The organism is Comamonas sediminis (assembly GCF_041107495.1).
GTDB lineage: Bacteria > Pseudomonadota > Gammaproteobacteria > Burkholderiales > Burkholderiaceae_C > Comamonas > Comamonas sediminis.
The window spans coordinates 510,629-523,663 of the sequence record NZ_JBGBDC010000003.1; the positions used below are offsets into that span (position 1 = coordinate 510,629).

Sequence of the window (13,035 nt, forward strand, 5' to 3'; positions counted from 1 at the left end):
GACAGATAAAACACCCACGATGAGGGCCTGATGAACCCTCCCTGGTTGGTGCAGCTTTGGCGGTGAATGGGTTGCGCAGCAATGCCATTTGCCGGACCCGTTGTAGATGCAGTGGCGCGGTCGCAGGCGGCATGGTGATGGAGCCGCCCGCACTCGCGCTGGTAACCCAGTCGAGGAGGATGAGCCATGAATGGACCCACGGGATGCGGTGTGCGCGCAGCAAGGCTTGGCGCGGACCAATACGCTGAAAATTTCTCGGATGCGCATCCGCCGCTGACATGGGCGCAGGCATCGATCGAAGCCGAGCGCTGTTATTACTGCTACGACGCGCCCTGCGCGACGGCCTGCCCGACCAGCATCGATGTCCCCAGCTTCATTGCCCGCATTGCGCAGGACAACATCCGGGGCGCGGCCAGGACCATTCTCGAATCGAATCCGCTGGGCGGCATGTGTGCCAGGGTGTGCCCGACCGAGGTGCTCTGCGAGCAGGCCTGCGTGCGCAACACCAACGAGGACAAGCCGGTGGAAATCGGCGCGCTGCAGCGCTATGCCACCGACCGCTTCATGGCCGCAGGCGGCGCGCCGCTGTTCAAGCGCGCCGAGCCTACGGGCAAGAAAGTGGCAGTTGTCGGTGCAGGCCCGGCCGGGCTGGCCTGTGCCCACCTGCTGGCCTTGCAGGGCCATGATGTCAGTCTGCTCGATGCCAAACCCAAACTGGGCGGCCTGAACGAGTACGGCCTGGCCAGCTACAAGACCACCGACGATTTTGCGCAGAAGGAAATCGACTGGCTGCTGTCGGTGGGCGGCATTGCCCCGCGCAACAACCAGCGGCTGGGCCGCGACTTCACATTGGACAGCCTGCTGGCCAGCCATGATGCGGTGTTTCTGGGGCTGGGCCTGGCCGGAGTCAATGACCTGGGCATTGCCGAGCCCCGCGCGCAGGGCCTGCGCAATGCGGTCGATTTCATCGCCGATATCCGCCAGGCTTCGGACAAATCCACAGTGCCGGTCGGCCGGCGCGTGGTTGTGATCGGCGGCGGCATGACGGCCGTCGATGCTGCCGTGCAGGCGCGCTTGCTGGGCGCTGAAGAGGTCAGTATCGTGTACCGGCGTGGGCAGGATGCGATGTCGGCTTCCACGGTGGAGCAGCAATGGGCGCAGACCCATGGTGTGACGATCCGGCTGTGGGCGGCGCCGCAGGAGGTGCTGGTGGAGAACGGGTCGGTCACCGGCATCCGCCTGGCCAGCACCCAGCAGGTGGATGGCAAGCTGCAAACCACCGGCGAGACCACGGTGCTGGCGGCCGACATGGTGCTCAAGGCCATCGGTCAGAGCTACATCGCCGAGCCAGCCGGTGCGCGCATTGCCCTGAAGGCGGGGCGGATCGCCACGGACGAAGACGGCCAGACCAGCCTGGAGCGGGTGTGGGCGGGCGGTGACTGCCGCTGGGGCGGGCGTGACCTGACGGTGGAAGCTGTGGAGCACGGCAAACGCGCCGCAGCCGCGATGCACCGCATGTTGATGCGCGAAGTGGGCGTCAGCGCCTGACGGCACAGCCCCCGCCCTCCATTCACCGAACCAAGGAATCGCCATGGCCGATATTCGCAGCAATTTTCTGGGCATCCGCAGTCCCAACCCCTTCTGGCTGGCCTCTGCGCCGCCGACCGACAAGGAAATCAATGTCACCCGCGCCTTCGAAGCAGGCTGGGGCGGTGTGGTCTGGAAGACCCTGGGCGAGGACCCGCATGTGGTCAATGTCAACGGGCCGCGCTACTCCACCTTGATGTCGCAGGACCGGCGCGTCATGGGCCTGAACAACATCGAGCTGATCACCGACCGGCCCCTGCAGATCAACCTGGACGAGATGACCCGCGTAAAGCGGGCCTGGCCGGACCGCGCGCTGATTGCCTCGCTGATGGTGCCCTGTGTGGAGGAGAGCTGGAAGCGCATCCTGCCGATGGTGGAAGACACCGGCGCCGATGGCATTGAGCTGAACTTTGGCTGCCCGCACGGCATGAGCGAGCGCGGCATGGGCGCGGCCGTGGGCCAGGTCCCCGAGTACATCCAGATGGTCACCGAATGGTGCAAGCACTACAGCCGCCTGCCGGTGATCGTCAAGCTCACGCCCAACATCACCGATGTGCGCTTTCCGGCGCGTGCCGCCAAGGCCGGTGGCGCCGATGCGGTGTCGCTGATCAACACGATCAACTCCGTCATGGGCGTGAACCTGGACACCCTGGTGATGCACCCCAGCACCGATGGACAAGGCTCGCATGGCGGTTACTGCGGGCCGGCGGTCAAGCCGATCGCCCAGAACATGGTGGCCGAGATCGCGCGCGATCCGCAGACTGCGGGCCTGCCGATTTCGGGCATTGGCGGTATCACCACCTGGAGGGATGCCGCCGAATACATGGCGCTGGGCTGCGGCACGGTGCAGGTCTGCACCGCCGCGATGGTGTATGGCTTCAAGATCGTGCAAGACATGTGCGACGGCCTGTCGAACTACATGGATGCCCATGGTTTCAAGACCATCGAAGACTTTCAGGGCCGTGCCGTGCCCACCGTCAAGGACTGGAAGGATCTGAACCTTAACCATATCGACAAGGCGGTGATCAACCAGGACAGTTGCATCCAGTGCGGCCGCTGCCATGTGGTCTGTGAAGACACCTCGCACCAGGCCATCTTCTACCAGAAGGGCGATGCCGGCGAGCGCCGCTTTGAGGTCAACGAGGCCGAATGCGTGGGCTGCAACCTCTGCGTATCGATCTGCCCGGTGCCCGACACGATTGTGATGCGCAGCCTGCAGCCCGGCGAGGTGGATGCGCGCACCGGCAAGGTCGTCACCGGCGAGTATGCCAACTGGACCACCCACCCCAACAATCCGGCACGGGTGGCCGCGCAGATGGCACCTTGAACGGCAGGCGCACCACCAGCAATGGTGGCGCGCTTTTTGCATGGTGGTGTGGAGCGGCAGGATGGATCGCAAGGCTTTGGATTTGGATGCTTAGAACGTATTGATAACACCTCTCAAGGAGTGAGCAATGTCCCATGACGCGCAAGCAGGGGGTGCCACTGGCAGTGATGCCGGCGGCCTTTGGAACCACGACCTCGCACCCACGCAAGCTTCGCAGCGAACGTGGACGTGGTACCACTTCACGGCGTTGTGGATCGGCATGGTGATGTGCATTCCTGCCTACACCTTGGCAGCGAGCCTCGTAGAGGGCGGCATGTCGGCGTTCCAGGCGGTGATGACCGTGTTTCTGGCCAATGTGATCGTGCTGGTGCCGATGCTGCTGATCGGGCATGCGGGCGCCAAATACGGCATCCCCTATGCGGTGCTGGCCCGCGCCTCGTTCGGCACCCAGGGCGCCAAGCTGCCTGCGGTGCTGCGCGCGCTGGTGGCCTGCGGCTGGTATGGCATCCAGACCTGGTTCGGCGGCCTGATGATCTACACCTTGCTCGGGGTGATCCTGGGCCATCCGCTGGAGAGCGAGAAGATCTCGTGGCTGGGCATCAACATTGCGCAGCTCGTCTGCTTTCTGGTGTTCTGGGCCATCCAGTTCTATTTTGTGGTGCATGGCATCGAGTCCATCCGCAAGCTCGAGACCTATACCGCGCCTGCCAAGATCGTGATCTGCTTTGTGCTGCTGTGGTGGGTGTATGACAAGGCGGGCGGTTTTGGCCCGATCCTGAGCAAACCGTCGGCCTTTGCGCCTGGCGAAGCCAAGGCGGGCCAGTTCTGGAGCACCTTCTGGCCGTCGCTCACGGCCATGATTGGCTTCTGGGCCACGTTGGCGCTGAACATTCCGGACTTCACCCGCTTTGCCCGTTCGCAGCGGGACCAGGTGGTGGGCCAGGCGATTGGCCTGCCGGTGCCCATGGGTCTGCTCGCGGCCTTGGCGGTGATCGTCACGTCGGCCACCGTGGTCATCTATGGCAAGGCCTTGTGGGATCCGGTGGACGTGGCCGCGCGCATGACGGGCGCTGCAGTGCTGATCGCCCTCATCGTGCTGCTGGTGGATACGGTGAGTGTCAACCTCGCCGCCAATCTGGTGGGGCCTGCCTATGACTTTTCGGCGCTGAACCCCAAGCGCATCAGCTACCGCACCGGCGGCTACATCACCGTGGCGATTGCGATTTTGATGATGCCCTGGAAGATTCTGGAATCCACCCAGGGCTACATCTTCACCTGGCTGATCGGCTACTCCGCGCTGCTGGGCCCGATCGCCGGGATCCTGATGGTCGACTATTTCCTGATCCGCCGCACCCAGCTGGATGTGGAAGAGCTCTACCGCGAGGGCGGTAAATACAGTTACTCCGGCGGCTGGAACTGGGTGGCCGTTGCCGCCTTTGCCTGCGGCGTGGCGCCCAATATTCCGGGCTTTCTCAACGCCGCGTTTCCTGCCAGCTTCCCGAATGTGGGGGCTCTGTTCAAAGACCTGTACGCCTATGCCTGGTTCATAGGCCTGTTCATCGCCGCCGTGGTGTACCGCGTCGGCATGGCCAGCCATGTGGCGGCTTCACAGGCCCTGCTGCGGCGCGCTTGAGCAGCAGCTGCCCTTTCTGTGACCTGAATACCAAGGAGAGACATGATGAGCACAGCCAGCCTCCCCCTTCTGATCCGAGGTGGTACCGTCGTGAATGCGGACCGCGAAGAGCGCGCCGATGTGCTGCTGGTGGACGGCAGGATTGCGGCCGTTGGTGAAGGGGCTGCGGCCCAGGCGCCGGCCGGCACGGAAACGCTGGATGCCAGCGGCCAGTATGTGATGCCCGGCGGCATCGATCCGCACACGCATATGCAATTGCCCTTCATGGGCACGGTGACGGCCGATGACTTTTTCACCGGAACCGCTGCGGGACTGGCCGGCGGCACCACCAGCATCATCGACTTTGTGATTCCCGCGCCCCAGGAGCCACTGATGGAGGCCTACCGCAGATGGCGCGGCTGGGCCGAGAAGTCGGCGGCCGACTACTCCTTCCATGTGGCGGTGACCTGGTGGAGCGACCAGGTGCGCGAGGACATGGGCGTGCTGGTGCGCGACGAGGGCATCAACAGTTTCAAGCACTTCATGGCCTACAAGAACGCCATCATGTGTGACGACGAAACGCTGGTGAACAGCTTCCGGCGCGCGCTGGAGCTGGGCGCGATGCCCACGGTGCATGCCGAAAACGGCGAGCTGGTGTACCTGCTGCAGCAGGAGGTGGCGCGCATGGGCATCACCGGCCCGGAAGGCCATCCGCTGTCGCGCCCGCCCATGGTGGAAGCCGAGGCCGCCAACCGGGCCATTGCGATTGCCGATGTGCTGGGCGTGCCCATCTATGTGGTGCATGTGAGCTGCATTGAGGCGGCAGATGCGATTGCCCGCGCCCGCGCGCGCGGCCAGCGCGTCTACGGCGAGGTGCTGGCTGGCCATTTGACGATTGACGACAGCGTCTACCGCCATCCCGACTACGCCACTGCCGCCGCCTATGTGATGAGCCCGCCGTTCCGCCCCAAGGAGCACCAGGAAGCGCTGTGGCGTGGCCTGCAGGCCGGGCATCTGCACACCACGGCGACGGACCACTGCACCTTCTGCGCCGAGCAAAAGGCGGTGGGCCGGGACAATTTTGCCAAGACGCCCAATGGCACCGGCGGCGTAGAAGAGCGCATGGCCGTGGTCTGGGATGCGGGGGTGAACACCGGGCGTCTGACGCCCAGCGAGTTTGTGGCGGTCACCTCGGCCAATACGGCCAAGCTCTTCAACGTCTATCCGCGCAAGGGCTTTATCGGCGTGGGCGCCGATGCCGATGTGGTGCTCTGGGACCCCAAGGCCACGAAGACCTTGTCGGCCAAGACCCAGCATTCCAAGGGCGATTTCAACATCTTTGAAGGCCGGCAGGTGACGGGCTTGCCCAGCCACACCATCAGCCGAGGCCGGGTGGTGTATGCCAACGGCGACCTGCGGGCCGAGAAGGGCGCGGGCCAGTATTTCAAGCGCCCGGCTTTTGGCCCCAACTTCCAGGCGGTGCAAAAGCGTGCGCAAGAGACGGCGCCGACGGCCGTGGCGCGTGCGCAATGAAACAAGGAGATCGAGCATGGACACGAAAGTGAAGACCGATACCAGCCAGCTGCGCATCAATGGCGACCGGCTCTGGGCATCGCTGATGGAGCTGGCCCAGATTGGTGCGACGGCCAAAGGAGGCGTGTGCCGCCTTGCCTTGACCGACCTGGACCGTCAGGGGCGCGACCTGGTGACACGCTGGGCCAAGGAAGCGGGGATGACCGTCACCATCGACAAGATCGGCAATGGCTTCATGCGCCGCCCGGGCCGCAACAACAGCCTGCCGCCGATCATGACGGGCAGCCATATCGATACGCAGCCCACCGGCGGCAAGTTTGATGGCAACTATGGCGTGCTTGCCGGCATCGAGGTGGTGCGCACGCTCAACGACCATGGCATCGAGACCGAGGCGCCCATCGAGGTGGCCTTCTGGACCAACGAGGAGGGCTCGCGCTTTGTGCCGGTGATGATGGGCTCGGGCGTGTTTGCCAAGGCCTTCAGCCTGGAGCATGCCTATGCCGCCAAGGATACCGATGGCAAAAGCGTCAAGGACGAGCTGGAGCGCATCGGCTACATCGGCCCGCAGGAGCCGGGTGACCACCCGATTGGCTACTACTTTGAAACCCATATCGAGCAAGGCCCGGTGCTGGAGGACCATGACAAGACGATTGGTGTCGTAACCGGCGTGCTCGGCATCCGCTGGTATGACTGCACCGTCACCGGCATGGAGGCGCATGCCGGCCCCACGCCGATGGCGCTGCGCAAGGATGCGTTGCAGGTCGCCACCCAGGTGATGCAGGAAGTGGTGGCCTGCGCGCACCGCCACCCGCCGCACGGGCGCGGCACGGTCGGCATGGTGCATGTGCACCCCAACAGCCGCAACGTGATTCCGGGCGAGGTGAAATTCAGCATCGACCTGCGCAATGCCACCGATGCCGATTGCGAGTCCATGGACCAGGACATCCGCGCGGTGGCCCAGCGCATCAGCCAGGAGACCGGTCTGCCGATCAGGATCGATCTGGTCTCCAGCTACACCGCGCAGCCCTTCAACCCCGATTGCATCGATGCCGTGCGGCGCGGCGCGCAGATGCTGGGTTATTCCCATATGGATGCCGTCTCGGGCGCGGGCCATGATGCCGTCTACATGGCGCGCCTGGCGCCCGCGGGCATGATCTTCATCCCCTGCAAGGATGGCATATCGCACAACGAGATCGAAGACGCCAAGCCCGAGCACATCACCGCAGGTTGCAATGTGCTGCTGCATGCGATGCTGGAGCGCGCCTGCTGCTGAGTCGGTGCAGAGGCGATAGCTGCAGTCGCCCCTTCACGCGGCGCTGCAGCTGTCCAAGGGCATCCTGGCCCTAGACGATAAAAAACCCGGCCACCTTGACGGTGCCGGGTTTTTGGGTGTCTCGCACCCAGCCCGCAAGAGGTCTTGCAGGCTTGGCGGTGCGCTATGACAGCCGGGGCAATTACATGCCCATGCCGCCCATGCCACCCATGCCGCCCATGTCGGGCATCGCAGGAGCGGATTCAGCCTTGGGGGCTTCAGCGATCATGCACTCGGTGGTCAGCAGCAGCGAAGCCACGGACGCAGCGTTTTGCAGCGCGGTGCGGGTCACCTTGGTGGGGTCCAGGATACCCATTTCCAGCATGTCGCCGTAGGTGTCGTTGGCAGCGTTGAAGCCGAAGTTGCCATTGCCCTTGAGCACGGCATCGACCACCACCGATGGCTCGCCACCAGCGTTGGACACGATTTCGCGCAGAGGCGCTTCGATGGCCTTGAGCACCAGCTTGATACCGGCGTCCTGCTCGGCATTGCCGGTAGCCAGAGCGCCCACCGCTTGCTTGGCGCGCAGCAACGCCACGCCACCGCCGGCCACGATGCCTTCTTCCACAGCAGCGCGGGTCGCGTGCAGCGCGTCTTCCACGCGGGCCTTCTTTTCCTTCATTTCGACTTCGGTGGCAGCGCCCACCTTGATCACGGCAACACCGCCGGCCAGCTTGGCCACGCGCTCTTGCAGCTTTTCACGGTCGTAGTCGGAGGTGGCTTCTTCGATCTGAGCGCGGATTTGCTTCACGCGGGCTTCGATTTCAGCAGCTTGGCCAGCACCGTCGATGATGGTGGTGTTTTCCTTGCCGATTTCGACGCGTTGGGCCTGGCCCAGGTCTTCCAGGGTCACCTTTTCCAGCGACAGGCCCACTTCTTCAGCGATCACCTTGCCGCCGGTCAGGATGGCGATGTCCTCCAGCATGGCCTTGCGGCGGTCGCCGAAGCCAGGAGCCTTCACAGCCACAACCTTCAGGATGCCACGGATGGTGTTGACCACCAGGGTTGCCAGTGCTTCGCCTTCGACGTCTTCTGCAATGATCAGCAGAGGACGGCCGGCCTTTGCCACGGCTTCCAGCGTAGGCAGCAGGTCACGGATGTTGCTGATCTTCTTGTCGAACAGCAGCACGAAGGGGTTGTCCAGGATCGCGGCTTGCTTTTCTGGGTTGTTGATGAAGTAGGGCGACAGGTAGCCACGGTCGAACTGCATGCCTTCAACGACGTCGAGTTCGTTGTCCAGCGACTTGCCTTCTTCGACGGTGATCACGCCTTCCTTGCCGACCTTGTCCATCGCGTCAGCAATGATCTTGCCCACGGATTCGTCGGAGTTGGCGGAGATCGAACCGACTTGGGCGATTTCCTTGGAGGTGGTGGTGGCCTTGGATTGCTTCTTCAGCTCTTCCACCAGCGCAGCGACAGCCTTGTCGATACCGCGCTTGAGGTCCATCGGGTTCAGGCCGGCGGCCACGTACTTGGAGCCTTCGCGCACGATGGCTTGGGCCAGCACGGTAGCGGTCGTGGTGCCGTCACCAGCGATGTCGTTGGTCTTGGAAGCCACTTCCTTCACGAGCTGGGCGCCCATGTTCTGCAGCTTGTCCTTGAGTTCCACTTCCTTGGCCACGGACACACCGTCCTTGGTCACGGTGGGGGCGCCGAACGAACGCTCGAGCACCACGTTGCGGCCCTTGGGGCCCAGGGTCACTTTGACGGCGTTAGCCAGAATGTTCACGCCTTCAACCATGCGTGCACGTGCTTCACCGCCGAATACTACGTCTTTTGCTGCCATTTTTGGCTCCTAAAATCTGAATCAATGGGGCTGCTGGAGCGCGTCTTGCGCAAGGGTCAGCAGCTATGAAAACTGGGAGATTTTGCCCGGTCAGGGCATCGAGCGCGCTGTTGCCATTCGCAGCAGCGCCACTGCATTACTTCTCTACGACAGCGAACAGGTCTTCTTCCTTCATGACCAGCAGTTCATTGCCGTCCACCTTGACCGATTGGCCGGAGTACTTGCCGAACAGCACGCGGTCGCCGACCTTCACGCCCAAGGTGATGGACTCGCCCTTGTCGTTCTTCTTGCCTGGGCCAACCGCCAGCACTTCGCCTTGGTCTGGCTTTTCAGCAGCGTTGTCGGGGATGTAGATGCCCGAAGCGGTCTTGGTTTCGTTTTCCAGACGCTTAACGATCACGCGATCGTGCAGAGGACGCAGGTTCATAACAACTCCTTCAATTTCAATACCAGGTTGGATGAAAGATGGCCCGGCAGCCGCCGCGCCAAATACGCAAAAATTTTTGAGAAGCGGTGGTTTTAGCACTCTACCCCTTCGAGTGCTAATAATAAGGTCATTTGATGACAGTTCAAGACTGCGGGGGTGAAAAATTCGTGGCGGACGCGTTGCCTGTTCACGAACCCTCACTGCGGAAATGACGCAAGCGGCGATAGATGCTTGGCGTCTTGCTATCAAAATGGATGCAGCGCAGGCGGTGGGCCGATGCAGCGCAGCGCCCCCGGGGCCGCGATATCTGCGCGGTGCCGAGCCTCTTGGTGGCACAGCCTGCGAGCTGCCAGCAGCGGCTCAGCCGGGCAGGTCAATCTTGAGCGTGGCCGACAGCATCTGCACCAGCAGGGTCTCGGCCTGGGCGAAATCACCAGCATCGAGCGCTGCCTTGTCCTGCAGCAATGCAAACTGGGTTTGCTGGTCGACATAGCCTTGGGTGATGGCCCAGATGCTGAACATCAGGTGCTGGAAGTTGACCGGCGCGATCAGGCCTAGGCATGCCCAATGCGTGAACGCCGCCACATTGGCCGCCAGCAATGGTGCGATGCGTTCGCGCACTGCGGAGGCGGCAAATGGCGCACCGGCAATCATCTCCTTGGTGAACAACTGGCTGCCGAAAGGGCGGGTACGCGCGAACTCGAACTTCTCACGGATGTACTGGCGGATCTGCTGCGCCGGGTCTCCATCCTTGGACAGGCCCGTCATATGGCCCAGCCAGTCATCGATCACCGATACCAGCACGGCCTGGTACAGCGCCTCTTTGCTGGGGTAGTAGTACAGCAGGTTGTGGCGGCTGAAGCCGGCGTCCTGTGCGATCTGCTCCAGCGGTGCACCTTCAAAACCCAGCAACGCGAAATGCCGCTCTGCCGAGCCCAGGATCATGTCAATCTTGCGCAGGCGGGCTGCACTGGGTTTGCGCGCCATCGCTGCAGTGGCAACTTGCGCGTGGGCTTGCGGTGTCGGAAGGGCATCATTCATGAGCCCGTATTGTCTGGCATTTGGGAGGCCTTGCAGCCAGACATGAATAGCGCTGCACCGCAGACAAGAAAAAAGGCAACGCATCGCGTTGCCTTGCTGACCAAGCAGTGCCTTGCGGCACCCGGGCATATTGCCCGGCTTGGTTTTCTTATTGTGGGCGGCTGTTGGTCGGGAAAGGCCATGCAGCATTGGTGCTGAGCACGGTCTTGACGGGCTCTGCAGCAGCAGGCGCAGCAGCAGCTGGGGCCTTGGCAGGAGCGGCAGCCTTCTTGGCGGGAGCGGCCTTCTTGGCAGGTGCTGGAGCCTTGGCAGGAGCAGCAGCCTTCTTGGCGGGTGCGGGAGCCTTGGCAGGAGCAGCGGCCTTCTTCGCAGGAGCAGCAGCCTTCTTGGCGGGAGCAGCGGCCTTCTTCGCAGGAGCAGCAGCCTTCTTCGCAGGAGCAGCGGCCTTCTTTGCAGGAGCGGCAGCCTTCTTCGCAGGAGCAGCGGCCTTCTTGGCTGGAGCGGCAGCCTTCTTGGCTGGAGCAGCGGCCTTCTTGGCTGGAGCGGCAGCCTTCTTCGCAGGAGCAGCGGCCTTCTTGGCAGGAGCAGCGGCCTTCTTGGCAGGAGCCGCAGCCTTCTTCGCAGGAGCAGCGGCCTTCTTCGCAGGAGCTGCAGCCTTCTTGGCTGGAGCCGCAGCCTTCTTCGCAGGAGCCGCAGCCTTCTTCGCAGGAGCAGCGGCCTTCTTCGCAGGAGCGGCAGCCTTCTTGGCTGGAGCTGCGGCCTTCTTTGCCGGAGCAGCAGCCTTCTTCGCAGGAGCGGCAGCCTTCTTCACGGCAGTCTTGGCGGCTGCGGTAGATTTGGTTGCGGGCTTGGCGGCGGTCTTCTTTGCGGCGGCTGGCTTAGCAGCTGCCTTTTTGGCAACGGCCTTGGCAGCAGGCTTTGCAGCTGCCTTGGTGGCGGCTGGCTTGGCAGCGGCCTTTGGCTTTGCAGCAGCCTTGGGGGCGGCTGCCTTGGTTGCGACTGCCTTCTTGGCAGTTGCCTTGGTGTCAGCAGTTTTCTTGCTTGCTTTGGACGTTGCCATGCTCTTCTCCTTCGGGTCAATTTAGAAAGCAGACTTCATGCCTGATTGAATTCGACACGAAGTTTTGATAGCAAACTGAATTGTGCATCAGCTGCTAGCAACTGGCATAGTGCAAACCTCAATAAAGACGCCAAATTTCACAGTTTTCTCTCAGGAAAACCACATTCTGACGGGGTTTGCACATCAAGGTCGGCGTCAATCCCAGGAAAGCGCGCCGCCGGACTGGTATTCGATGACGCGGGTCTCAAAGAAATTTCTCTCTTTTTTCAGGTCGATCATCTCGCTCATCCACGGGAACGGATTGTCCTCGTTGGGGTACAACGCATCGAGGCCGATCTGCGTTGCGCGGCGGTTGGCGATGTAGCGCAGGTAGCCTTTGAACATCGCTGCGTTCATGCCCAGCACACCTCTGGGCATCGTGTCTTCTGCGTATTGATATTCAAGTTCGACTGCTTGAATAAACAAGCCCTTGATCTCGTCCTTGAATGCAGTAGTCCAGAGGTCAGGGTTCTCCAGCTTGAGCTGGTTGATCAGGTCGATGCCGAAGTTGCAGTGCATCGACTCGTCGCGCAGGATGTACTGGTACTGCTCGGCCGCGCCGGTCATCTTGTTCTGCCGGCCCAGCGCCAGGATCTGCGTGAAGCCCACATAGAAGAACAGGCCCTCCATCAGACAGGCAAACACGATCAGGCTTTTGAGCAAGGTCTGGTCCGTCTGCGAGGTGCCGGTCTGGAAGTTGGGGTCCATGATCGCGTCGATGAACGGGATCAGGAAAGCATCCTTGTTGCGGATCGAGGGGACCTCGTTGTAGGCGTTGAAGATCTCGGATTCATCCAGCCCGAGCGACTCCACGATGTACTGGTAGGCATGGGTGTGGATGGCTTCCTCGAATGCCTGGCGCAGCAGAAACTGGCGGCACTCGGGCGCGGTGATATGGCGGTAGGTGCCCAGCACGATGTTGTTGGCGGCCAGCGAATCGGCCGTGACGAAAAAGCCCAGGTTGCGCTTGACGATGCGGCGCTCGTCCTCGGTCAGGCCATTCGGGGATTTCCACAGCGCGATGTCGCGCGTCATGTTGACCTCTTGTGGCATCCAGTGGTTGGCACAGGTAGCCAGGTATTTCTCCCAGGCCCATTTGTATTTGAACGGCACCAGCTGGTTGACATCGGTCTTGGCGTTGATGATGCGCTTGTCGGCGGCGTTGACCCGCTTGAACATCGCTGCAGGTGGTGGTGCAGCGGGCAGCGCAGCAGTGGCTGCGAGCGGTGCCAACGCGTCGATGGAATCTTCTTCAAAGCTCAGCATGGGTGGTGCGCTCCTGGTGGGGGCCGGTGTGGTGGTTCAGGTTCG

10 protein-coding genes are annotated in these 13,035 nt (G+C 62.5%); 5 read left to right on the plus strand and 5 right to left on the minus strand.

The window, feature by feature from the left end; all coding sequences use genetic code 11:
• Positions 1-186 precede the first annotated feature (186 nt).
• The 5 genes from AB7A72_RS09910 to AB7A72_RS09930 all read left to right on the plus strand — a co-directional run bounded on the left by AB7A72_RS09910 (position 187) and on the right by AB7A72_RS09930 (position 7,332).
• Positions 187-1,548 (plus strand): NAD(P)-dependent oxidoreductase, encoded by a 1,362-nt coding sequence (locus tag AB7A72_RS09910; protein ID WP_369459796.1) that lies wholly within the window; start codon positions 187-189, stop codon positions 1,546-1,548.
• A 43-nt stretch (positions 1,549-1,591) separates the two neighbouring features.
• Entirely contained in the window at positions 1,592-2,914 is a 1,323-nt protein-coding gene (gene preA / locus AB7A72_RS09915; RefSeq protein ID WP_239809367.1) for an NAD-dependent dihydropyrimidine dehydrogenase subunit PreA, read from the plus strand.
• Positions 2,915-3,041: 127 nt separating this feature from the next.
• Positions 3,042-4,547 carry an NCS1 family nucleobase:cation symporter-1 gene (locus tag AB7A72_RS09920; protein ID WP_312412409.1) on the plus strand — a complete coding sequence of 502 codons (1,506 nt, stop codon included), beginning with the start codon at positions 3,042-3,044 and terminating at the stop codon, positions 4,545-4,547.
• A 45-nt stretch (positions 4,548-4,592) separates the two neighbouring features.
• On the plus strand, positions 4,593-6,059 hold the full coding sequence (hydA, locus tag AB7A72_RS09925; protein WP_369459797.1) for a dihydropyrimidinase: 1,467 nt from the start codon (positions 4,593-4,595) through the stop codon (positions 6,057-6,059).
• Between the two features lie 16 nt (positions 6,060-6,075).
• Positions 6,076-7,332, plus strand: coding sequence for a Zn-dependent hydrolase (locus AB7A72_RS09930; protein WP_369459798.1), 1,257 nt, complete (start codon positions 6,076-6,078; stop codon positions 7,330-7,332).
• Positions 7,333-7,513: 181 nt separating this feature from the next.
• On the opposite strand, the gene groL is transcribed toward AB7A72_RS09930, so the two are convergent.
• The 5 genes from groL to AB7A72_RS09955 all read right to left on the minus strand — a co-directional run bounded on the left by groL (position 7,514) and on the right by AB7A72_RS09955 (position 12,990).
• Positions 7,514-9,157 carry a chaperonin GroEL gene (gene groL / locus AB7A72_RS09935; protein ID WP_239809363.1) on the minus strand — a complete coding sequence of 548 codons (1,644 nt, stop codon included), beginning with the start codon at positions 9,155-9,157 and terminating at the stop codon, positions 7,514-7,516.
• A 136-nt stretch (positions 9,158-9,293) separates the two neighbouring features.
• Positions 9,294-9,584 (minus strand): co-chaperone GroES, encoded by a 291-nt coding sequence (locus AB7A72_RS09940; RefSeq protein ID WP_021025779.1) that lies wholly within the window; start codon positions 9,582-9,584, stop codon positions 9,294-9,296.
• Between the two features lie 360 nt (positions 9,585-9,944).
• Complete coding sequence (locus AB7A72_RS09945) at positions 9,945-10,625, minus strand: TetR family transcriptional regulator C-terminal domain-containing protein (RefSeq protein ID WP_369459799.1); 681 nt, start codon at positions 10,623-10,625, stop codon at positions 9,945-9,947.
• A gap of 148 nt (positions 10,626-10,773) precedes the next feature.
• Positions 10,774-11,685, minus strand: coding sequence for a hypothetical protein (locus AB7A72_RS09950; protein ID WP_312807528.1), 912 nt, complete (start codon positions 11,683-11,685; stop codon positions 10,774-10,776).
• Between the two features lie 195 nt (positions 11,686-11,880).
• The gene (locus AB7A72_RS09955) at positions 11,881-12,990 is read right to left on the minus strand and encodes a ribonucleotide-diphosphate reductase subunit beta (protein WP_312452129.1); all 1,110 of its coding nucleotides are present in this window, start codon (positions 12,988-12,990) and stop codon (positions 11,881-11,883) included.
• Between the last annotated feature and the right edge of the window lie 45 nt (positions 12,991-13,035).